The organism is Nocardioides xinjiangensis (genome assembly GCF_017916455.1).
Lineage (GTDB): Bacteria > Actinomycetota > Actinomycetes > Propionibacteriales > Nocardioidaceae > Nocardioides > Nocardioides xinjiangensis.
The window spans coordinates 656,868-676,623 of record NZ_JAFMSY010000001.1 but is presented as its reverse complement, the minus strand read 5'-3'; the positions used below and the strand labels follow the sequence as shown (position 1 = coordinate 676,623).

The following is a 19,756-nucleotide window of genomic DNA, read 5'->3' as shown; positions in this document are numbered from 1 at the left end:
GACGGGGCCTCGAGCCGGGTCCGGTGACACACGGGGGTGACCGGACCCGGCTCAGCCGCGTCTAGGGTCGTGCCATGACCTCCGGACCCTCCGAGCCCACGCCGGCTCCGCGCGCAGACGGCCGTGCCGACGACGAGCTGCGACCCATCACGATCACCCGCCACTGGCTCGACCACGCCGCAGGGTCGGTGCTCGTGGAGTTCGGCGGCACCAAGGTGCTGTGCGCCGCCTCGGCCTCGGAGGGCGTGCCCCGCTGGCGCAAGGGATCCGGCCTCGGCTGGGTCACCGCCGAGTACGCGATGCTGCCCGCGGCGACCAACACCCGCTCCGACCGCGAGTCGGTCAAGGGCCGTATCGGAGGCCGCACGCACGAGATCTCCCGCCTCATCGGCCGCTCGCTGCGCGCGGTCATCGACTACCGGGCGCTGGGCGAGAACACGATCGTCCTCGACTGCGACGTCCTGCAGGCCGACGGCGGCACCCGCACCGCCGCCATCACCGGGGCGTACGTCGCCCTCGCCGACGCGGTCGCCCACCTGCGGGCCACCGGTGCGCTCGCGGGCGAGCCGCTCACCGGGTCGGTCGCCGCCGTGAGCGTCGGCATCGTCGACGGCGTGCCGCGGCTGGACCTGCCCTACGTCGAGGACGTGCGCGCCGAGACCGACATGAACGTGGTGATGACCGGCGAGGGGAAGTTCGTCGAGGTGCAGGGCACCGCCGAGGGCGCCGCCTTCGACCGGGCCGAGCTCGACGCGCTGCTCGTGCTGGCCGAGAAGGGGTGCGCGGACCTCACGCGCCTGCAGCAGGAGGCGCTGGCGCGATGAGGATCTTCCTCGCCTCTGCCAACGCCAAGAAGATCGCCGAGATGCAGCGCATCCTCGCCGCTCACGTCCCCGACGTGGAGGTGCTCGGCATCGCCGACGTCGACGGCTACGTCGAGCCGGTCGAGGACCAGCCGACCTTCGCGGGCAACGCGCTGCTCAAGGCCAGGGCCGGGGTCGCGGCCACCGGGCTGCCCTCCGTGGCCGACGACAGCGGGCTGTGCGTCGACGCCCTCAACGGGATGCCGGGCGTGCTCTCCGCACGGTGGTCGGGCTCGCCGCACGGTGACAAGCGGGCGGCCGACGAGCGGAACAACGAGCTCCTCCTCGCGCAGCTGCACGACGTGCCCGACGAGCGCCGCGGCGCCCACTTCGCGTGCGCGGTCGCATGGGTGATGCCGGACGGTGGTGAGCGCGTCGTCGAGGGCCGCATGGACGGACGCATCGTGCGGGAGCAGCGGGGGAGCGGCGGCTTCGGCTACGACGTCGTCTTCGTCCCGGTCGAGCACGACGCCGCGGGTCTCACCGCCGCCGAGCTCGAGCCCGGCGAGAAGGACCGGATCTCCCACCGCGGCCGGGCCCTGCGCGAGCTGGCGCCCTACGTCGCCGCCGACCTGTCCTGAGGCCGCCGGCTCCTCAGGCCGTCACCGACTCCCGGGTGTCGACCCGCTTGCTCACCCACGCGCCCCAGAGCGCCGCGAAGAGGAACATCACGAGCGAGTAGACCGCGGCCGGCACCGAGATCTCGACCTCGTCGAGCACCTCGACCGCCACGAAGATCGCCAGGGTCGCGTTGTGCACGCCGACCTCCATCGACGAGGCGATGGCCTGCGGGCCGGTCACCCCGAGGGCCTTCGGCACGACGTAGCCCACCACGAGGCTGATCGCGCAGAACAGCGCCGTGATCAGGCCGACGTCCGCGAGGTAGTCGCCCACGTTCTCGACCTGGTCGATGAGGATCCCGAGCACCAGGATCGCGAGGGACACCGCCGACCCGATGCGCACCGGCTTGTCCATCCGTCGCGCGAAGCCGGGCGCCCGCCTGTTGACGACCATGCCGAGGCCCACGGGCATCAGGATCAGCGCGAAGACCTTGACGATCTCCACCAGCGGCATGGAGACGTCGTCCTGCCGGTCGAAGTACCCGATGGCGAGGCCGGTGATCACCGGCAGCGTCACGACCGCGATGACCGTGTTGATCGCGGTCAGGGTGATGTTGAGCGCGACGTCGCCCCGGAACAGGTGGCTGAACAGGTTGGCCGTGGTGCCGCCCGGCGAGGCGGCGAGCAGGAGCATGCCGATGCCGAGCAGGGCCGGCAGGTCGAACAGCACGACCAGCCCGAAGCAGACGACCGGCAGGAGCACGACCTGGCAGGCCAGGGCGACGGCCACGGCCCGGGGTGCGCGAGCGACTCGCTTGAAGTCGCCGACGGTGAGGTCGAGCCCGAGGCCGAACATGATGATCGCCAGGGCGAGGGGCAGTCCGACGGTGGTCAGCGCGGAATCCATGCGCGGACCCTAGTGGTGAGCGGCGTCACACGTCAGGGGGATCGGACCGGACTCGGCTCGCCGGTCGTGCCTGTGCGCTCGGAGAGACTCGAACTCTCACTGGCCAGGACCTAAACCTGGTGCCTCTGCCAATTGGGCTACGAGCGCGCGGGCCACATCTTCACACGCGTCAGTCGAGGCCGAGGTCCCGGCGCAGCTTGGCGACGTGACCGGTCGCCTTGACGTTGTACTGCGCGAGCTGGACCGCGCCGTCCTCGTCGATCACGAAGGTCGAGCGGATCACGCCCTCGACCTCCTTGCCGTAGAGCTTCTTCGTGCCGTGGGCGCCGTAGGCCTTGTGGACCGCGAGGTCCCCGTCGGAGAGCAGCGTGAGGGTGAGGGCGTCGCGCTCGCGGAACTTCGCCAGCCTGGCCGGCTCGTCCTTCGACACCCCGAGCACCTCGTAGCCCGAGGCGCGCAGCGAGTCGAGCGAGTCGGAGAAGTCGCACGCCTGCTTCGTGCAGCCGGGGGTCATCGCCGCGGGGTAGAAGTAGACGATCACCTTCCGCCCGCGCAGGGCCGCCAGCGAGACCTGCTCACCGCTGTCACTGGTGAGGGTGAAGTCGGGGGCGGCGTCGCCGGGGACGAGGCGGTGCGGGCTCTCGGTCATGTCGGTGGGGCTCCTGGGCGGGGTCTCGGGCTGGAATTCGGGCTCGATGTGGTTGTTGCAAGATCTTTGCAATAAGGTCGGAGGTGTGCCGGCGCGGCATCGGGGGATCCGCGTCGGCCACCTGACATCCAACCAGCCCCCTGGAGGGCTGGCCCACAGCAGGGAAGTGACCGCGTGCACGTGCCTGACGGCTTCCTCGACGCCCCCACCTCGGTGGCGACCGGCGTCGTGGCCACAGCCGCGGTGGCGGTCGCGCTCCGGGGCGCACGACGCGAGCTCGACGACCGTACGGCCCCGATGGCGGGTCTCGTCGCGACGTTCGTGTTCGCGGCACAGATGGTCAACTTTCCCGTGGGCGCCGGCACGAGCGGTCACCTGATGGGCGGGGCGCTCGCCGCGGTCCTGGCGGGACCGTGGACGGCGGTGCTCTGCCTCTCGGTCGTGCTCGTGGTGCAGGCGCTGCTGATGGCCGACGGCGGCATCACCGCCCTCGGGACCAACATCACGCTGATCGGCATCGTCACCGTGGCCGTCGGCTGGGCCGTGTTCGCGCTGCTGCGCCGCGTGCTGCCGTCGCGGCTCGCCGTGGTCGCGCCCGCAGCGGCCGTCGGTGCGCTGCTCAGCGTCCCCGTCGCCGCCCTCGTGTTCACCGGGCTCTTCGCGCTGGGCGGCAACGTGCCGGTGGACCTCGGCGCGGTGCTGGCCGCCATGCTCGGGTGGCACACCGTCATCGGGATCGGCGAGGCCGTGGTCACCGGCCTGGTCGTCGCCAGCGTCGTGAGCTCCCGCCCCGACCTCGTGCACGGCGCCCGGTCGCTGCTCTCCGAGCGCGAGCTCGAGACCCGCACGATCGAGATCGCGTGAGCACCCCACGCGTGAGCACTCGCGGGTTCTTCGTCGTCGCCCTGGTGGTGAGCCTGCTCGTGGCAGGCGTGGCGAGCTACTACGCCAGCTCGCACCCCGACGGCCTGGAGTACGTCGCCGAGCAGACCGGGTTCCTCGGCTCGGCCGAGGACTCCGCCACGGCCGACAGCCCGCTCGCCGACTACCAGACCTCCGGCGTCGACGACGCGCGCCTGAGCGGCGGCCTCGCCGGCGTGATCGGCGTCGTGGTGATGCTCGTCCTCAGCACCGGGTTGTTCTGGCTGGTCCGCCGCCGCGAGACCGCCGACAGCGAGGGCTGAGTGGGCACCGGTCACGCCCACCGGTCCCACGTCCCCGGCGAGCGCCCGCGCGGTGACAGCCCGGTCCATCGCGCACCCGCGCACCTCAAGGTCCTGGCGCTGCTGGGGTTCATGCTCGTCGTGGTGGCGACGCCGCGCGAGGCCTACCCGGTCTTCGCGCTGGAGGCAGCCGTCCTGCTGGGCGTGATTGCCGTGTCCCGGGTGCCGCTGCGGCACCTGCTGCCGCGGATGGTGGTCGAGGTCCCCTTCGTCGTGTTTGCGGTGCTGATGCCCTTCATCGCCCACGGCCCGCGCACCGACGTGCTCGGGGTCAGCGTCTCCGAGCCGGGGCTGGTCGCCGGCCTCGCGCTGCTGGTCAAGGGCAGCATCGGCGTGCTGGCCTCGCTCACGCTGGCCGCCACCACCCACCCGCAGGACCTGCTGCGCGGCCTTCAGCGACTGCGCACGCCTGACCTGCTCGTGCAGATCATGGGGTTCATGATCCGCTACCTGCAGGTCGTGACGGCCGAGCTTGGCCGCATGATGACCGCGCTCCGCTCACGCGGCTGCGACCCGCGCTCGCCCCGCCACTGGCCGGTGCTCGCGCGGTCGCTCGGTGCGCTGTTCATCCGCTCCTACGAGCGCGGCGAGCGGGTCCACCTGGCCATGCTGTCGCGGGGGTACGACGGTAAGTTGCCGACGTGAGCACCCCAGTCCTGGACGTCCGGGGCCTCGCCTTCGCCTATCCCGACGGCCACCAGGCCCTGTTCGGGGTCGACCTGCACGTCCACCGCGGCGAGCGCGTCGCGCTCCTCGGGCCCAACGGCGCGGGCAAGACCACGCTGGTGCTCCACCTCAACGGCATCCTCACCGCTGGCAAGGGCTCGGTCGCCGTCAGCGGGCTGCCCGTCGCGAAGCGGCACCTGCAGGAGATCCGGCGGCGGGTCGGGATCGTCTTCCAGGACCCCGACGACCAGCTCTTCCTCGGCACGGTGCGACAGGACGTCGCGTTCGGGCCGGCGAACCTCGGCCTGCGCGGCACCGCGCTCGAGCGCCGGGTGATGGACGCGCTGGACCGCGTGGGGATGGCGGACTTCGCCGACCGGCCCCCGCACCACCTGTCCTACGGCCAGCGCCGCCGCGTCGCGGTCGCCACGGTGCTGGCGATGGAGCCCGAGGTCCTCGTGCTCGACGAGCCCTCGTCGAACCTCGACCCGGCCTCCCGGCGCGAGCTCGCCGAGATCCTGCGCAGCCTCGACGTGACGGTGCTGATGGTGACCCACGACCTGCCCTACGCGCTCGAGCTGTGCCCGCGCAGCGTCGTGCTGAGCCATGGGGTCGTGGTGGCCGACCGGTCGACCTTCGACGTGCTGACCGATGAGGCGCTGATGGCCGCCCACCGCCTCGAGCTGCCGTGGGGGTTCGACCCGCGCCGCATTGATAGCCTTCCCGGGTGACCCAGGACATGCGCGCGCTCGAGCGCGAGATCGAGGAGACCCGTCAGCGTCTGGCCTCGACGATCGACCAGCTCGCCCACCGCGCCCACCCGAAGACGATCGTCGGGCGCCAGGTGACCACGGTGAAGTCGAGCTTCGTCGACCTCGACACCGGCGCGCCGCGCACCGACAACATCCTCAAGGCCGCCGGCGCGGTCGTGGGCGTCGTGGTGCTCCTCGCGCTCGTGCGCAGGGTCGCCCGCTGAGCGACATGGCGCGCACCATGGCCGGGGGCAGCGCCCCCATCAAGATGCTGCACGACCGCCTGCTCGTCGAGGTCGACAAGGACGCCGGCGAGCGCCGCTCGACCGGTGGCATCGTGATCCCGGCGACCGCGGCGATGGGCGCCCGCCGCCTGGCCTGGTCGCGGGTCATCGCGGTCGGCCCGCACGCGCGCGCCGTCGAGGTCGGCGACCGCGTGCTCTTCGACCCCGAGGACAAGGCCGAGGTCGAGGTGCAGGGCGAGGTCTACGTCGTCATGCGCGAGCGCGACGTCCACGCCGTCGCGGCCGAGCGCCTCGAGGGCGGCTCGACCGGGCTCTACCTGTGAGCGCCGGGTCCGCGCTCCGGCGCGGGGTCGCGGGGCTCGTCCTGCGCGCGGTCCGGTGGCGGACCGTGGGCGAGGTGCCCGAGCGCGGCGTCCTCGTCGGCGCGCCGCACACCTCGAACTGGGACTGGGTCCTGACGATGCTGCTGGCCTGGCGGTACGGCATCACGATCCGGCTGCTGGTCAAGCGGGAGCTGTTCGTCGGTCCGCTGGGCTGGCTGCTGCGGCGCACGGGTGCGGTCGAGCTCGACCGCACGAACCCGGCGGCGACGATCAAGGAGCTGCTCGCCGAGGCGGAGGGCGAGGACCCCTGGCTGATCGGGATCGCCGCGGAGGGCACCCGCTCGCGGGGCGAGTACTGGAAGTCCGGCTTCTACCGGATCGCCCGCCAGACCGGCCTGCCGATCACGCTGGCGTTCCTCGACGTCCCCTCGCGCACCGTCGGCTGGGGTCCCACCTTCCACCCGACCGGCGACGTGGGCGCCGACATGGACGTCCTGCGCGACTTCTACGCCGACAAGACCGGGTTCCGGCCCGAGTCGTTCACCCCGCCGCGACTGCGGGAGGAGGGTCCTGAGCCGCCCTCCGTAGGGGTGTGACCGGCTTTCCGCGCGCCAAGCCTGAAGGCTAGGTTGAGGGTTTCAACCGAAGGGAGCATGAAATGGCATTTCTGCTGTGGATTCTTGCCGTCATCCTCGTGGTGTCCGGCATCGTCTCGTTGATCAGGGGTCAGATGCTCTGGGGCATCCTGCTCATCGTCGTGGGGCTGCTCGTCGGCCCGGGCGGAGTCAGCCTGTTCACGTAGGACACCCTGCGGGAGGGAAACGTGAGGAGCCGGTCCGCCACGGACCGGCTCTTCGCATGTCCGGGGACGGCACACTCCCCGAACGCCGACGCCGGACACGCCAGCCCGCGCACGCCAGTCCGCACTCCAGTCCGGAAACGCCGAGAGCCGGTCCGTGAGGACCGGCTCTCGGCTTCGGTACGCCATCAGGGACTCGAACCCCGAACCCGCTGATTAAGAGTCAGCTGCTCTGCCAATTGAGCTAATGGCGCAGGCGGTGAAGCGAGTAGAACTCTACCGCGTCGTGATCGGCAGACGAAATCGAGGGGGATCCCCTCAGAGCTCCGCCAGCACGGCCTGGGCCGCGTTGTGGCCGCCCAGCCCGGACACCGCTCCGCCACGGCGTGCGCCCGCCCCGCAGAGCAGGACCGCGTCGTGCGCGGTCTGCACGCCCCACTGCTGCGCGGGGGTCTCGAGGCGGGAGCGGTTGGGCGCCCACGGCCACTCGAGGTCGCCGTGGAAGATGTGCCCACCGGGCATGGCGAGGTCCCGCTCGACGTCCTGCGGGACCTTCACCTCGATGCACGGCCGGCCTTCCGCGTCAGTGGCGACGCAGTCGGCGAGCGGCTCGGTGAGCACGGCGTCGAGCGAGGCGAGCGCGCGCCGGGTGGCGACCTCGCGCGCCGACGGGTCGGCGTCGAAGAGGCCGGCGGGGGTGTGCAGCCCGAAGTAGGTCAGCGTGTGGGCCGACCCCGCGCGGTCGCCCAGGATCGAGGGGTCGGTGAGGCTGTGGCAGTAGACCTCGCCGGGCAGCGGGTCCGGCACGGCCCCGCCGGCCGCGGCGGCGTACGCCTGCTCGAGCAGGCTGTAGTCCTCGGCCAGGTGGAGCGTCCCGGCGAACGCGACGGCCGGGTCGGCGCCCGACCTCAGCCCCGGGAGCCGGTCGAGGAGGAGGTTGATCTTGAGCTGCGAGCCGACGGGCTTGCTCGCGGTGTCCTCGCCCTCGCCGAGCAGGATCCGCAGCACCCAGGGGGCCACGCCCGACAGGACCCGTCGGCCGGTCACGGCGTGCTCGCGCTCGCCGTCGTGCCAGGTGACCTCGGCGCCGTCCGGGCCGGGTGTGATGGCGCTGACGCCCGCGCCGGTCACGATCTCGGCGCCCGCGCCCGCCGCGGCCGTCGCGAGAGCGGTCGTCACTGCGCCCATGCCCCCAACGGGCACCCGCCACTCACCGGTGCCGTTGCCGACGAGGTGGTAGAGGAAGCAGCGGTTCTGCACCAGCGACGGGTCGTCCAGCGAGGCGAACGTCCCGATTAGCGCGTCGGTCGCCACCACGCCGCGGACCGTGTCGTCGCTGAACCGCGACCTGATCGCCCGGCCCAGCGGCCGCTCGACCACGTCGTCCCAGATGCGCTCGTCGACCAGGTCGCGCACCTCCCGGGCGAGGGGCAGCGGCCGCATCAGCGTCGGTGCCACCACCTCGGCGAGCCGGCCGACCTCCCCGTAGAACCGCTGCCACGCGGCGTACTCGTCGTCCCCGCCGGTGAGCTCGCGGAACGAGGCGCGGGTCGCCTCGCCCTCGGGACGCTCCACGAGCAGGCCGCCCGTGCGCTCGCCGCGGGTCCACGGGGTGTACGACGCCGTGGTGCGCGAGGCGAGCCGGACGTCGAGGTCGAGGTCGGCCATCAGCTGCTCCGGCATGAGGCTGACGAGGTAGGAGTAGCGCGAGAGCCGGACCGGTCGTCCCGCGAAGGGCTCGGTCGAGACCGCGGCGCCGCCGGTGTGGCCCAGGCGCTCGAGCAGGAGGACCGAGAGCCCGGCGCGTGCGAGGTACGCCGCGCTCACGAGCCCGTTGTGGCCGCCGCCGACCACGACGACGTCATAGCTGCTGCTGCGGGGGTGCATCCGGTCAACGTAGACCCTCGGGCGTGGGTGGGACGGCGCCCGGCCCACCCGTAGGGTCGGCCCGGGGGAGGGAGGAGACGACATGAGGGAGGCACTGAAGGACCGGATCGAGGAGCGGCTCCGCGACCCGATCTGGTGGAACGACGCCCTGCAGCTGGGCAAGACCGTGCTGGCGGCGGTCGCGGCGTGGGTCGTGGCGTCGAGCGTGCTCGACCTGCCGCAGCCGTTCCTCGCGCCGTGGGCCGCGCTGCTGGTGGTGCACGCCACCGTGTACCGGACGTTCTCCAAGGGCGCCCAGCAGGTGGCGGCGACCGTGGTCGCGGTGCTGCTCGCCGCGCTCGTGGGCGAGGCGTTCGGGCTGACCACGTGGGCGGTGGCGCTGCTGATCGCGGTCGCCCTGGTGCTGGGCGCGGTCCCGTGGCTGGGAGCCGAGGCGACCACCATCGCCACGACGGGTCTCGTGGTGCTCACCACGGGCTTCGACGACGACGTCATGCTGCTGTCGCGGCTCTACGACACCGCGATCGGCGTGGGCGTCGGGCTGCTGGTCAACGTGATGGTCTGGCCGCCGCTGCGGCGGCAGACCGCGGCGCGGGCCCTGGACGCGGTCGACGACGGCATCGGCGCGCTGCTGGTCGACATGGCCGGCGGCCTGGGCGACGGCTGCCAGGACGACGACGTGGCGGCGTGGGTCGACCGGACCCGCGAGCTGGACGCCGACCTCGACCACGCGTGGGCCCTGGTGCGGCAGGCGCAGGAGAGCGCGCGGATGAACCCGCGCCGGTCCGCGCGGTCGCTGCGGGACCCCGACCACTGGCACGAGCTGCTGCGGCGGATGGAGCAGGCGGTGGCCGAGACCCGCAGCCTCGCCCGCACCCTGGGCGGGCAGAGCGCGCACCGCCGCACCTGGGGCGAGGCGTTCGCGGTGCCGTGGATCTCGATGCTCGGCGACGCGGGCAGGGCGGCGGGTGACGCGAACCCCGGGGCGCTGGTCGACGTACGCCGCCGGCTCGAGGCGTTCTCGGAGGACCTGCGAAGGACGGAGCGCTCACCCGAGTGGCCGATCTACGGCGCGCTCATCATCAACCTGCGCAACATCGTCGACGCCATGGACGAGGTCGCCGAGGCGAACCCGATCATGGGACGGCCGCTCGCCCTGCGGGTCCCCGGCCGGCGCGGCTGAGAGCACGAGCCGCCGATGGAGGGGCCGAGCGGGAACGGCCGAGGCCCCGGCTCGCGGAGCCGGGGCCTCGATCGGTTGGGGTGAGTAACGGGACTTGAACCCGCGACATCCGCGACCACAACGCGGCGCTCTACCAGCTGAGCTATACCCACCATGTTCCTCGCGCGAGCGCGAAGGACGTCGTGAAGTGTAGGGCACTCAGGCCGGTGGGCTGGAATCGAGGTCGGGGTCCGCGCCGAGGCCGGTCAGCTGCCCGCCGTGGCGAGCCGCGATCTCCCGGGCCCGGGCGCTGTCGGGGCCGGGCTGCGGCACGAAGACGGCCTCGCGGTAGTAGCGGAGCTCCTCGATGCTCTCCTGGATGTCGGCCAGTGCGCGGTGGTTGCCGCGCTTGGTCGGCGCGGCGAAGTAGGCGCGGGGGTACCAGCGGCGCGACAGCTCCTTGATCGAGGAGACGTCGACGATCCGGTAGTGCAGGAACGACTCGAGGGCCTGCATGTCGCGTGCCAGGAAGGAGCGGTCGGTGGCGACCGTGTTGCCGGCGAGCGGCGGCCGGCTCCCGTCGGGGCAGTGCTCCTTGATGTAGGCCAGCACCTGCTCCTCGGCCTCGGCCAGCGTCGTCCCGGAGGCGAGCTCGTCGAGCAGGCCGGACTTCTCGTGCATCGAGCGCACGAACTCCACCATCTGCTCCAGCGACTCCTGCGGCGGCTTGATGATGACGTCGACGCCCTCGCCGAGCACGTTGAGCTCGAAGTCCGTCACGAGTGCGGCGACCTCGATGAGCGCGTCGGCCCCGAGGTCGAGCCCGGTCATCTCGCAGTCGATCCACACCAGTCTGTCGCTCACGACGAGCCACCCTACTGCGGCCCTCTCAGCGTCGACTCAGCCTCACCTCCTAGGGTCGGTGCCTGTGCAGGTACCGGTCCGGCGCCCCTGCCCGGGCCGGACGCACTGATCCCGGACGACCGCGAACGAAGGAAGCCCTCGATGGCGCAGAAGAAGAGCTCGCGCAGGACCCCCGACGACAAGGCCGCGGCCGCGGCCCGGCGGGAGGCCAGGCGGGCGAGGACCGAGCGTGCCCGTGCCCAGGCGGAGGAGCGCCGCAAGGCGGCCAAGCGCAAGCAGCAGCTGGTGCGCTTCGGGACGATCGTGGGTGTCCTGGTCCTCCTGGTCGGTGGCTACTTCCTGGTGACGAGCCTCGGCTCGGACAAGCCCGACACCCCGCCCGAGGGCGCGACGAGCGACTACGGCCTGGTCGTCGGCGAGGCCGACGCGCCGAAGGAGATCGTGATCTACGAGGACTTCCTCTGCCCGTTCTGCGGCCAGCTCGAGCAGACCGTCGGCGACCAGCTCGACGCCGCCGTCGAGGCCGGTGAGGTCACCGTGGAGTACCGGCCGATCGCGTTCCTCGAGCGGATCAGCGACTACTCGCCCGAGGCCGCGAACGCGTTCGCAGTCGTCCTCGACGCGTCCGGACCGGAGGTCGCCAAGGAGTTCCACGACCTGCTGTTCGACAACCAGCCCGCGGAGTCCGGCCCCTTCCCCGATGAGGACCGGCTCGTCGAGTGGGCCGTCGAGGCCGGCGCCACCGAGGACGACGTGCGCCCGGGCATCGAGGACATGGCGTTCGAGGGCTGGGTGGAGGCGGCTTCGGACGCCGCGTCCGACGCCGGCGTCGACTCGACCCCGACCGTCCTCGTCGACGGCGAGGAGGTCGAGGGGCGGAGCGTCGCCGACATCGCGGCGGCCATGGTCGGCACCGGCGGCTGACCTCTGGGACACTGCCGGGCGTGAGCCTCTCGTCCTTCATCGCCGGGCTGCCCAAGGCCGAGCTCCACGTCCACCACGTCGGGTCGGCGTCGCCGCGGATCGTCTCCGAGCTCGCGGCGCGCCACCCGGCGGCGGGCGTGCCGTCCGACCTCGACGAGCTGCGGAGGTTCTTCACCTTCCGCGACTTCGCCCACTTCATCGAGGTCTACCTCGCCGTCGTCGACCTCGTGCGCACGCCCGAGGACGTCCGGCTGCTGACCTACGAGGTCGCCCGCGAGATGGCCGAGGGACAGAACCTGCGCTACGCCGAGCTGACCTGCACGCCGTACACCTCCGTGCGGCGGGGGATCCCCATCACCGCCTACACCGAGGCGATCGAGGATGCGAGGGTCGCGGCGGAGCGCGACTTCGGACTGGTGCTGCGCTGGATCTACGACATCCCGGGCGAGCTCGGCATCCCGGCGGCCGACGCCACGCTCGAGTACGCCCTCGAGCACCGCACGGACGCGCTGGTGGGCTTCGGCCTCGGCGGCCCCGAGATCGGGGTGCCGCGCGCGCAGTTCCGCGAGCACTTCGCCGCCGCCCGGGCGGCCGGGCTGCACTCGGTGCCGCACGCGGGCGAGACCACCGGCCCGGCCACCGTCTGGGACGCGGTGCGGCTGCTCGGGGCCGAGCGCATCGGCCACGGCACGTCCGCGGCGCAGGACCCGGAGCTGCTCGCGCACCTCGCCGGGACCGGGGTGGTGCTCGAGGTCTGCCCCACCTCGAACGTCGCCACCCGTGCCGTCGAGCGCATCGAGGACCACCCGCTGCGGGAGTTCGTCGCAGCGGGGGTGACGGTGACCATCAGCTCCGACGACCCGCCGATGTTCGCGACGTCGCTGAACCACGACTACGAAGTCGCGGCAGGCCTCCTGGGCCTCGACGAGGCGGGTGTGGCCGACCTGGCCCGGGCGGCCGTCGGGGCGTCGTTCGCGCCCGACGAGGTCAAGGCGCGGATCGGGGCCGAGATCGACGCCTACGCCGCCGGCTGAGCGGCGCGCGGGCCGTCAGGACTCGGCGCGGCCCCGGGCAGCCGCCCGGTGCGCGGGCTTCGGCTTGCGCACGTTGGTCGGGTCGAGCGCGGCCATGACGTAGAGCAGGACGGCGATGCCGGCCAGCACGGCGAGCACGGTCAGGACGGACACGTCCAGGTCGTTGGACATGCGGGACCTCGATTGCGGTGGGGGGTGCGACGCGCGGTCCGTACCCGTCGCTAGGGGCCTCATGTGGGCGCCTTCACCCCTGAGAGGGAGGGCGAGGGCTGAACCCTCGCCGATCACCGAGGCGTGCGTGGCGCCCCCGACAGGATTCGAACCTGTGACCCGCGGATTAGAAGGCCGCCGCTCTGTCCAGCTGAGCTACGGGGGCTGGCCGGAGCAGTATTCCAGCCCGGTGCGACGGCGCGGCACGGTGCCCGGACGCCACGAAGGCGGTCGGCCCCCGCCGACCGCCTTCGTCCCCCTGCCCTGGAGACGACGATGGTGCGCCGCCCGTGCGGGGCGGCGCACCATCGGGAGGGTCTGGTCTCGACCGAGATCGTCCCCGAATCAGGTGGTGCGGGTGGTTCAGGCCGCGGTGACCGGCTGCAGGGGGGCGTCCGCGTCGGCGTCCTCGCGCCAGGCGTTGCGCCCGCGCGGGGCGTCGTACGCCTGCTGGTCGAGGATGCCCTCGCGCTTGGCGACGATCGTCGGCACCAGCGCCTGACCGGTGACATTGACCGCGGTGCGGCCCATGTCGAGGATCGGGTCGATCGCGAGGAGCAGGCCCACGCCCTCGAGCGGGAGGCCGAGGGTGGAGAGGGTCAGCGTGAGCATGACCGTCGCGCCGGTGACGCCCGCGGTGGCCGCCGAGCCGATGACCGAGACGAACGCGATGAGCAGGTAGTCGGTGACCGACAGGTCGAGGCCGAAGAACTGCGCCACGAAGATCGCCGAGATCGCCGGGTAGATCGACGCGCAGCCGTCCATCTTCGTCGTCGCGCCGAGCGGCACGGCGAACGAGGCGTAGGCGCGCGGGACGCCCAGGTTGCGCTCGGTCACCGACTCGGTCAGCGGCATCGTGCCCACCGAGGAGCGGGAGACGAACGCCAGCGAGATCGCCGGCCAGGCGCCGGAGAAGAACTGGCGGACCGACAGCCCGTGCAGCCGGAGCAGGGCGGGGTAGACGCCGAGGACGACCAGTGCGAGGCCGGCGTAGATCGCGACGGTGAACATGCCCAGCGAGCCGAGCGCGTCCCAGCCGTAGCTGGCCACCGCGTTGCCGAGCAGGCCGACGGTGGCGATCGGGGCGAGCAGGATGATCCACCACAGGACCTTCTGCACCACGGCCAGGGCCGAGCGCACGATCGCGAGGAACGGCTCGGCGGCCTCGCCGACCTTCAGGGTGGCGATGCCGACGGCGATGGAGATGACGAGGATCTGCAGCACGTTGAAGGACAGGCCGACGGAGCCGTCGCCGGGGGCCGAGCCCTGGAGGCCGAGGACGTTCGCAGGCACCAGCCCGGTCAGGAAGTCCAGCCACGAGCCGGTGGTCGACGGGGCGGACGCGGCGTCGGAGGTGACGCTCGTGTGGGCGCCCGGCTGGAGCACCAGCCCGAGCACGATGCCGATGACCACGGCGACGAGCGCGGTGATGGCGAACCACGCGAGCGTGCGCCAGGCCAGCCGCGCGGCGCCCGTGACGTCACGCAGGTTGGCGATGGAGGCGACGATCGCGAGGAAGACCAGCGGCGGCACCACGGTCCGCAGCAGCGTCACGAACGTGCCGCCGATCGTGCTGAGGGTCTCGGTCAGCCAGTTGGGGTCGACCTCGCCGGTCGCGGCGTCCACGCCGTCCGCGCCCATGCTCCGGGCGACGAGGCCGAGGACGACGCCGAGGACCAGGCCGATGAGGACCTGGACGCCGAACGAGGGGAGCCGGAAGCGGGTCCGCTTCTCGGGCTCGATGACAGAAGTACTCATGCTCGAGGGCAACCTTTCGGGGACCGTCCGGACGGGTGCCGGACGACAGACGCAACGGATCGGGGATGTCGGGGGATCAGGCGGTGCGTCGGAGCCGACAGAGTGCGCTCTCGGTGCGAACGAGGTCGATGGCACGACGCTGCGTCAGGAGGTCTCCGACGCTCGTGGGGGTGGTCGTGGCGGCTCGCACGTCAGTCACAACCGGAGGTGCCCCGTCCGGATTCCGTGGTTCGAGTCACACGTCGTGGGACGCCTGACCAGGGTTCGCTCATGTCGTCCCGGCACGGTGCCCGTCTGGCCGCCCTCCTGGCTCTCGCCGCCCTCCTGCTCCCCGCCGCCTCGCACGCCGGGACGATGGTGACGGAGGACGCCACGGGCGACTCCCGAGCGTGGACGGACTACGAGAAGTTCCAGTTCGTCCCGGCGCCGGAGGAGGCGTCGGTCGACGTCCTCCGCACGGCCGCGGCGTTCGTTCCGCGCCGGTTGACCGTCACCGTGCACTTCCGCGACCTCGAGGTGCGGATGCAGCACCGGACGCTCGTGCGGGTCTGGACGCCCCGTGGCACCTTCGACGTCCCTGCCGAGCGGCGGTTTGCGCGCCGGGTGACGGTCGCACTGGCGCGGCAGCGCGGCGAGGCGTTCGGGTGTCGGGGAGCGAGCGCGATGTACGGCGGGGCGGCGGACACCGTGGCCCTCTCCGTGCCCGCGCGGTGCATCGGCGCTCCTCGCTGGGTGCGGCTCGGCGTCAGGGCGACCGCCACGCCGAGGCTGTACGCGGACGACCCGGGCACCGTCTTCTTCCTCGCCGACGACGGCCACCGCGACGGGTACCGGGTGAACAGCCTCGCCAAGGGGCCGCGGATCCGCCGCGGCTGAGCCGTGCCGGCCACCCTCACCACCCACGGAGCTGGACGCCATGATCCACCGCCCCGGCACGCGCCTGCTCGCCGCGCTGCTGCCCCCCACCGCGCTCCTCCTCCTGCCGACGGCAGCCCACGCCGAGAAGGCGGTCACTGAGGACCCGGCAGGTGACGCAGTGGTCGTCGGCTTCCTCGCCGACGACGACGCCGAGCTCCCACCGCCGCCTGACCCGTCACCGGCCGACATCGTCCGGACGGTGGGCGCGCACGGGAGGAAGCGGTTGGCCGTCACCGTCCACTTCCGCGATCTCGCTGGTGCGGAGGAGCACTCCGTGCGCATCCTGGTCCGGACGAGGACAGGTTCGTTCTCCGTCGTGGTGAGGGCGGAGGGCCGGCGCACGCGCGTGGGGATCGCGGGCCGGCACGGGGAGATCGACTGTCGCGCCCTCCGGGCACGGCTCGATCGCGGGGGGAGACCTGCTCGCGGTGTCCGTCCCCACGGCGTGCCTCTCCTCGCCTCGCTGGGTCCGGCTGGGCGTCACCGCCTCCTCGCCGCTGCCCACGACCGACCTCGCGGTCCTCGGTCCACCGTCGACGACGGCCACCGCGAGACCGTGAGGCCGAGGAGCACCGGCACCGGTCCCAGGATCCGCCGCGGCTGACAGGCGAGCACGCACGGCCGCATGAGCCGTGCGTCGTCGGGTACGCCAACGGCATGGCCAACAACTACCCACGCCTCGCGATCGTGACAGGCAGCGACTCCGGCATCGGTCAGGCGACCGCCACCCTCCTCGCCAGCGAGGGCTTCGACGTCGGGCTCACCTTCCACACCGACGAGGACGGCATCCGGCACACGGCCGAGGAGGTCGCGCGGCGCGGCCAGCGCGCCTTCGTCGAGCCGTTCGACGCCTCCTCGCCCGACGCCGGCGGCGTCGTCGACCGGCTCACCGACCAGCTCGGGGGGCTCGGCGTGCTCGTCAACGTCGCGGGCACCGGGCACTCCGACCGGGCCGTCGACCTCGACCTCGAGACGTGGCGCCGCGTGCTCGCCACCGACCTCGACGGGCCGTTCCTCTGCGCGAAGCACGCCGCGCGCCGGCTCGTCGAGCAGGACCGTGGTGGCCGCATCGTCAACGTCACCAGCGTGCACGAGCACCTGCCGCGGTACGGCGCGGCGGCGTACTGCGCCGCGAAGGCCGGGCTCGGGATGCTGACGAAGGTGATGGCGCTCGAGCTCGCCGAGCACGGCATCACGGTCAACGCGGTCGCGCCCGGGGAGATCTCGACCCCGATGACGGGGCAGGACGAGTCGGAGGCCTACCACCAGGACCGGCCCGGCAACCCGGTCGGACGCCCGGGCCACGTCGCCGAGGTCGCCTCGGTCATCGGCTTCCTGGCCTCGCCGCGGTCCGCCTACGTCACCGGCTCCTCCTACACCGTGGACGGCGGGCTGAGCCTGATGGCCGCGCACGGTCACGACACGGCCACCGGCTGGCGCGAGGCCTGAGCCCCTCAACGGGACAGCAGCACCATCACCTCGTAGTGGCTGGTGTGCGGGAACATGTCCAGCACCCGCGCCTCGACCGGCCGCAGCGACGGCATGGCCTCGAGGTCACGCGCCAGCGACTCGGCGTTGCACGACGAGTACACGACGTGGCGGGTGGGTGACGCCTCGAGCCAGCCCGCCAGGTCGGCGCCGATCCCGCGACGGGGCGGGTTGACCACGACCAGGTCCGGTGCGGCGTCCTGCGCGAGCGCGTACGCCGTCGCGTCCGCGGCCACGAACGTCGCCGCGGCGCCGAGGTCGGCCGCCGTCGCCCGTGCCGCCTCGACGGCGTCCGCGGAGACCTCGACGCCGAGCACCTCGCGCCCGGGTGCGGCGAGGTGCAGGGCGAAGCCGCCGACACCGCAGTAGAGGTCCCACACGGTGCGCACGTCCGGCACCGCGTCCACCCAGGCACGCGCCTGGTCGTACAGCGCCTCGGCGACCGGGGTGTTGGTCTGGAAGAACGAGCGCGGGCCGAGGCGGAGCGTGACGCCGGTCGCCAGCCGCATCGGCAGGGTCGACGAGGCGGTGAGCACGATCTCCCGCTCGCCCTCGAGGACCGCCTTGTGCTCCGGCTGCACGTTGATCGTCACCACCCGGAGTGCCGGCACCGCCTCCAGCAGGGCCGGCAGCCGCGAGCGCACCCGCGCCTCGAGCGCGGTCGAGCGCATCACCAGCCGGAGCATGAGCGCGCCGTCTCCCGACTCGGTGAGGAGCACGTGCTTGAGCTCGCCCGCTCGAGCCGCGACGTCGTACGGCACCAGGCCGGCGCTGCTGATCCAGGCGGCGACGCCGTCGAGCGCCGCGGTCAGGCCGGGGGAGTGCAGGCCGCAGTCACGCAGGTCGACCCCGGCGAGGTCGCGGTCCAGGATCCCGAGCGTCGGCGCCGCGACCGTGCCGCCCACGGCCATCTTCGCCTTGTTGCGGAAGCCCGCGTCCGCCCCGGCCACGGTGGGCAGCCACACAGGGGCCGGCACCAGTGACCGGGCGTGCGCCTCCTTGTCGGAGAGCTGGCGGGCGCGCGGGACCGCCAGCAGGGTGCACGAGCGGCAGCGGAACGCGTCGTAGTGGTGGCAGTCCACGAGTGGCTGGACGGTCAGCGCAGCCGACCCATCCACTCCTCGATGTCGGCCGACGTCCGGGGCAGCGAGGCTGAGAGGTTCCGGTTGCCGTCGGCGGTGACGAGGATGTCGTCCTCGATGCGGATGCCGATGCCCCGCAGCTCCTCGGGGACCAGGAGGTCGTCCTCCTGGAAGTAGAGGCCGGGCTCGACGGTGAGCACCATGCCCTCGGCGAGCTCGCCCTTGGGGTAGATGTCGGCGGACGCGCGGCCGCAGTCGTGCACGTCCATGCCGAGCATGTGCGAGGTGCCGTGCAGCGTCCACCGTGCGTAGACCTTCGACTCCGGGTCGAGCGCCTCCTGGGCGGGGACGGGCAGCAGACCCATGTCCTCGAGGCCGTGGGCCAGCACGTGCATGGCGGCCTCGTGAGCGGCCAGGAACGGCACGCCCGGGCGCACCGCGTCGATGCCGGCCTGCTGCGCGCGGTGCACGAGGTCGTAGAGGTCCCGCTGGAGCGGGCTGAACCTGCCGTCGACGGGCAGCGTGCGGGTCACGTCGGCGGTGTAGAGGTTGTGGCCCTCGACGCCCATGTCGAGCAGGACCAGCTTGCCGGGCTCGACCGCCCCGGTGTTGTCGATCCAGTGCAGCGTCGTGGCGTGCGAGCCGCCGGCGCAGATGGAGTCGTAGCCGATGTCGTTGCCCATCGCGCGGGCCCGGCGGAAGAACGTGCCCTCGATCCACCGCTCGCCGAACTCGAGCACGCGGTCCCACTCGCGCACGGAGTCCTCGAAGCCGAGCGCGGTGATGTCGCACGCCTCCTGCAGCTCGCCGACCTCCCACTCGTCCTTGACGAGCCGCAGCTCGTCCGCCACGCGGGCGAGGTCCTCGTCGGTGGTCAGGTCGCGGGTCTTGCGGTCGTCGTCGAACGAGGGCAGGTCCTTGACGTGGCGCACCTCGATGCCCAGGGAGTCCGAGATCTCCTGCGCGGACGGGCGGCGGCCCGCCCACAGCTCGCCGTACTGCCGGTCGCGGAAGAACTCGTCGGTGTCGCGCTCGGACCGCGGGCGCGCGTAGAGCACGGACTCGCCGTCCTCGATCACCAGCACGGCGTCGGAGGTCTGGTTGCCGGAGAAGTAGGTGTGGGCGGTGTCGGGCCGGAACCGGTAGTCGGTGTCGTTGGCGCGGACCTTGTAGGTGCCGGCGGGCAGCACGAGCCGGTCCCCGGGGAACGCCTCGGCCAGCCGGGCGCGGCGGTCGGCGGCACGGTCGGCGACCGGGTGGCGGGGCACGTCGAGCGCGCGGTCGCCCCAGCCCTCGCGCATGAAGGCGGCGTAGGCGGCGGGAACGGCCGGGTCGTGCGACTCGGTCCTCGGCTGGTCGCCGGCGCCGTCAGCGGCGGTGTCGGCGGTCTGGGCGGTCTCGGCGGGGATCTCTGCGGTCGGCTCGCTCACGCGGTCACTGTA

General features: G+C 72.7%; 24 protein-coding genes and 4 tRNA genes. 16 read left to right on the top strand and 12 right to left on the bottom strand.

The genetic code is table 11. The annotated features are described in order from the left end of the window. Positions 1-74 precede the first annotated feature (74 nt). Together rph and rdgB are read left to right on the top strand one after the other, a co-directional pair. Positions 75-824: a ribonuclease PH gene (gene rph / locus J3P38_RS03280; protein WP_210502667.1), complete on the top strand. Its 750-nt coding sequence runs from the start codon at positions 75-77 to the stop codon at positions 822-824. After that, positions 821-1,444, top strand: a complete 624-nt coding sequence (gene rdgB / locus J3P38_RS03275) for an RdgB/HAM1 family non-canonical purine NTP pyrophosphatase (protein WP_210438420.1) — start codon at positions 821-823, stop codon at positions 1,442-1,444. The genes rph and rdgB overlap by 4 nt, the downstream gene beginning before the upstream one ends. 13 nt (positions 1,445-1,457) lie before the next feature. Here the strand turns inward: rdgB and J3P38_RS03270 are convergent, their stop codons facing one another. The 3 genes from J3P38_RS03270 to bcp all read right to left on the bottom strand — a co-directional run bounded on the left by J3P38_RS03270 (position 1,458) and on the right by bcp (position 2,979). Further along, on the bottom strand, positions 1,458-2,330 hold the full coding sequence (locus J3P38_RS03270; protein WP_210502666.1) for a bile acid:sodium symporter family protein: 873 nt from the start codon (positions 2,328-2,330) through the stop codon (positions 1,458-1,460). A 73-nt stretch (positions 2,331-2,403) separates the two neighbouring features. Beyond that, positions 2,404-2,477 (bottom strand) — tRNA-Leu (locus tag J3P38_RS03265). 22 nt (positions 2,478-2,499) lie between these two features. Then, the gene (bcp, locus tag J3P38_RS03260; protein WP_210502665.1) at positions 2,500-2,979 is read right to left on the bottom strand and encodes a thioredoxin-dependent thiol peroxidase; all 480 of its coding nucleotides are present in this window, start codon (positions 2,977-2,979) and stop codon (positions 2,500-2,502) included. A 174-nt stretch (positions 2,980-3,153) separates the two neighbouring features. Between bcp and J3P38_RS03255 the strand changes: the two genes are divergently transcribed. The 8 genes from J3P38_RS03255 to J3P38_RS03220 all read left to right on the top strand — a co-directional run bounded on the left by J3P38_RS03255 (position 3,154) and on the right by J3P38_RS03220 (position 6,990). Then, positions 3,154-3,843 carry an energy-coupling factor ABC transporter permease gene (locus J3P38_RS03255; protein WP_210502664.1) on the top strand — a complete coding sequence of 230 codons (690 nt, stop codon included), beginning with the start codon at positions 3,154-3,156 and terminating at the stop codon, positions 3,841-3,843. Between the two features lie 11 nt (positions 3,844-3,854). After that, on the top strand, positions 3,855-4,163 hold the full coding sequence (locus J3P38_RS03250; protein WP_307807684.1) for a PDGLE domain-containing protein: 309 nt from the start codon (positions 3,855-3,857) through the stop codon (positions 4,161-4,163). Further along, complete coding sequence (gene cbiQ, locus J3P38_RS03245) at positions 4,164-4,847, top strand: cobalt ECF transporter T component CbiQ (protein WP_210502662.1); 684 nt, start codon at positions 4,164-4,166, stop codon at positions 4,845-4,847. Next, positions 4,844-5,599, top strand: a complete 756-nt coding sequence (locus J3P38_RS03240; protein ID WP_210502661.1) for an energy-coupling factor ABC transporter ATP-binding protein — start codon at positions 4,844-4,846, stop codon at positions 5,597-5,599. Before cbiQ ends, J3P38_RS03240 begins: the two co-directional genes overlap by 4 nt. Continuing rightward, positions 5,596-5,844, top strand: a complete 249-nt coding sequence (locus J3P38_RS03235; RefSeq protein ID WP_210438414.1) for a DUF3618 domain-containing protein — start codon at positions 5,596-5,598, stop codon at positions 5,842-5,844. The genes J3P38_RS03240 and J3P38_RS03235 overlap by 4 nt, the downstream gene beginning before the upstream one ends. Before the next feature lie 5 nt (positions 5,845-5,849). Continuing rightward, on the top strand, positions 5,850-6,188 hold the full coding sequence (locus tag J3P38_RS03230) for a GroES family chaperonin (protein ID WP_210438413.1): 339 nt from the start codon (positions 5,850-5,852) through the stop codon (positions 6,186-6,188). Then, a complete protein-coding gene (locus tag J3P38_RS03225) occupies positions 6,185-6,784 on the top strand; it encodes a 1-acyl-sn-glycerol-3-phosphate acyltransferase (protein WP_210438412.1) in 600 nt (199 codons plus the stop codon). The genes J3P38_RS03230 and J3P38_RS03225 overlap by 4 nt, the downstream gene beginning before the upstream one ends. A 62-nt stretch (positions 6,785-6,846) precedes the next feature. Next, positions 6,847-6,990, top strand: coding sequence for a GPGG-motif small membrane protein (locus tag J3P38_RS03220; RefSeq protein ID WP_210438411.1), 144 nt, complete (start codon positions 6,847-6,849; stop codon positions 6,988-6,990). Between the two features lie 178 nt (positions 6,991-7,168). Here J3P38_RS03220 and J3P38_RS03215 read toward each other — a convergent pair. Next, positions 7,169-7,241, bottom strand: a tRNA-Lys gene (locus J3P38_RS03215). A 64-nt stretch (positions 7,242-7,305) separates the two neighbouring features. Then, positions 7,306-8,874 carry a phytoene desaturase family protein gene (locus tag J3P38_RS03210; protein WP_210502660.1) on the bottom strand — a complete coding sequence of 523 codons (1,569 nt, stop codon included), beginning with the start codon at positions 8,872-8,874 and terminating at the stop codon, positions 7,306-7,308. 82 nt (positions 8,875-8,956) lie between these two features. Between J3P38_RS03210 and J3P38_RS03205 the strand changes: the two genes are divergently transcribed. Continuing rightward, positions 8,957-10,057, top strand: a complete 1,101-nt coding sequence (locus J3P38_RS03205; RefSeq protein WP_210438409.1) for an FUSC family protein — start codon at positions 8,957-8,959, stop codon at positions 10,055-10,057. Positions 10,058-10,133: 76 nt separating this feature from the next. Here the strand turns inward: J3P38_RS03205 and J3P38_RS03200 are convergent. Both J3P38_RS03200 and orn read right to left on the bottom strand, forming a co-directional pair. Further along, positions 10,134-10,209, bottom strand: a tRNA-His gene (locus J3P38_RS03200). Positions 10,210-10,255: 46 nt separating this feature from the next. Next, positions 10,256-10,900 carry an oligoribonuclease gene (orn, locus tag J3P38_RS03195; protein ID WP_210438408.1) on the bottom strand — a complete coding sequence of 215 codons (645 nt, stop codon included), beginning with the start codon at positions 10,898-10,900 and terminating at the stop codon, positions 10,256-10,258. A gap of 141 nt (positions 10,901-11,041) precedes the next feature. Here orn and J3P38_RS03190 point away from each other — a divergent pair, with 141 nt between their 5' ends. Together J3P38_RS03190 and J3P38_RS03185 are read left to right on the top strand one after the other, a co-directional pair. Next, entirely contained in the window at positions 11,042-11,824 is a 783-nt protein-coding gene (locus J3P38_RS03190; RefSeq protein ID WP_210502659.1) for a DsbA family protein, read from the top strand. 20 nt (positions 11,825-11,844) lie between these two features. Further along, entirely contained in the window at positions 11,845-12,858 is a 1,014-nt protein-coding gene (locus J3P38_RS03185) for an adenosine deaminase (RefSeq protein ID WP_210502658.1), read from the top strand. A gap of 15 nt (positions 12,859-12,873) precedes the next feature. Here J3P38_RS03185 and J3P38_RS03180 read toward each other — a convergent pair whose 3' ends face one another. The 3 genes from J3P38_RS03180 to J3P38_RS03170 all read right to left on the bottom strand — a co-directional run bounded on the left by J3P38_RS03180 (position 12,874) and on the right by J3P38_RS03170 (position 14,826). Then, positions 12,874-13,029 (bottom strand): hypothetical protein, encoded by a 156-nt coding sequence (locus J3P38_RS03180; protein ID WP_210438405.1) that lies wholly within the window; start codon positions 13,027-13,029, stop codon positions 12,874-12,876. Positions 13,030-13,157: 128 nt separating this feature from the next. Beyond that, positions 13,158-13,234, bottom strand: a tRNA-Arg gene (locus tag J3P38_RS03175). Positions 13,235-13,431: 197 nt separating this feature from the next. Then, a complete protein-coding gene (locus J3P38_RS03170; protein ID WP_210502657.1) occupies positions 13,432-14,826 on the bottom strand; it encodes a dicarboxylate/amino acid:cation symporter in 1,395 nt (464 codons plus the stop codon). A 270-nt stretch (positions 14,827-15,096) separates the two neighbouring features. Between J3P38_RS03170 and J3P38_RS03165 the strand changes: the two genes are divergently transcribed. Genes J3P38_RS03165 through J3P38_RS03155 form a run of 3 tightly spaced genes read left to right on the top strand, consistent with a single transcriptional unit; the run spans position 15,097 to position 17,193 of the window. Then, positions 15,097-15,702 (top strand): hypothetical protein, encoded by a 606-nt coding sequence (locus tag J3P38_RS03165; RefSeq protein ID WP_210438403.1) that lies wholly within the window; start codon positions 15,097-15,099, stop codon positions 15,700-15,702. Between the two features lie 40 nt (positions 15,703-15,742). Beyond that, positions 15,743-16,348, top strand: a complete 606-nt coding sequence (locus J3P38_RS03160) for a hypothetical protein (RefSeq protein ID WP_210502656.1) — start codon at positions 15,743-15,745, stop codon at positions 16,346-16,348. A gap of 53 nt (positions 16,349-16,401) precedes the next feature. Then, positions 16,402-17,193: an SDR family oxidoreductase gene (locus J3P38_RS03155; RefSeq protein WP_210438401.1), complete on the top strand. Its 792-nt coding sequence runs from the start codon at positions 16,402-16,404 to the stop codon at positions 17,191-17,193. 5 nt (positions 17,194-17,198) lie between these two features. On the opposite strand, the gene rlmC is transcribed toward J3P38_RS03155, so the two are convergent. Next, the gene (gene rlmC, locus J3P38_RS03150) at positions 17,199-18,314 is read right to left on the bottom strand and encodes a 23S rRNA (uracil(747)-C(5))-methyltransferase RlmC (RefSeq protein ID WP_210502655.1); all 1,116 of its coding nucleotides are present in this window, start codon (positions 18,312-18,314) and stop codon (positions 17,199-17,201) included. A 14-nt stretch (positions 18,315-18,328) separates the two neighbouring features. Then, positions 18,329-19,744, bottom strand: coding sequence for an aminopeptidase P family protein (locus J3P38_RS03145; protein WP_307807682.1), 1,416 nt, complete (start codon positions 19,742-19,744; stop codon positions 18,329-18,331). Positions 19,745-19,756: the final 12 nt, after the last annotated feature.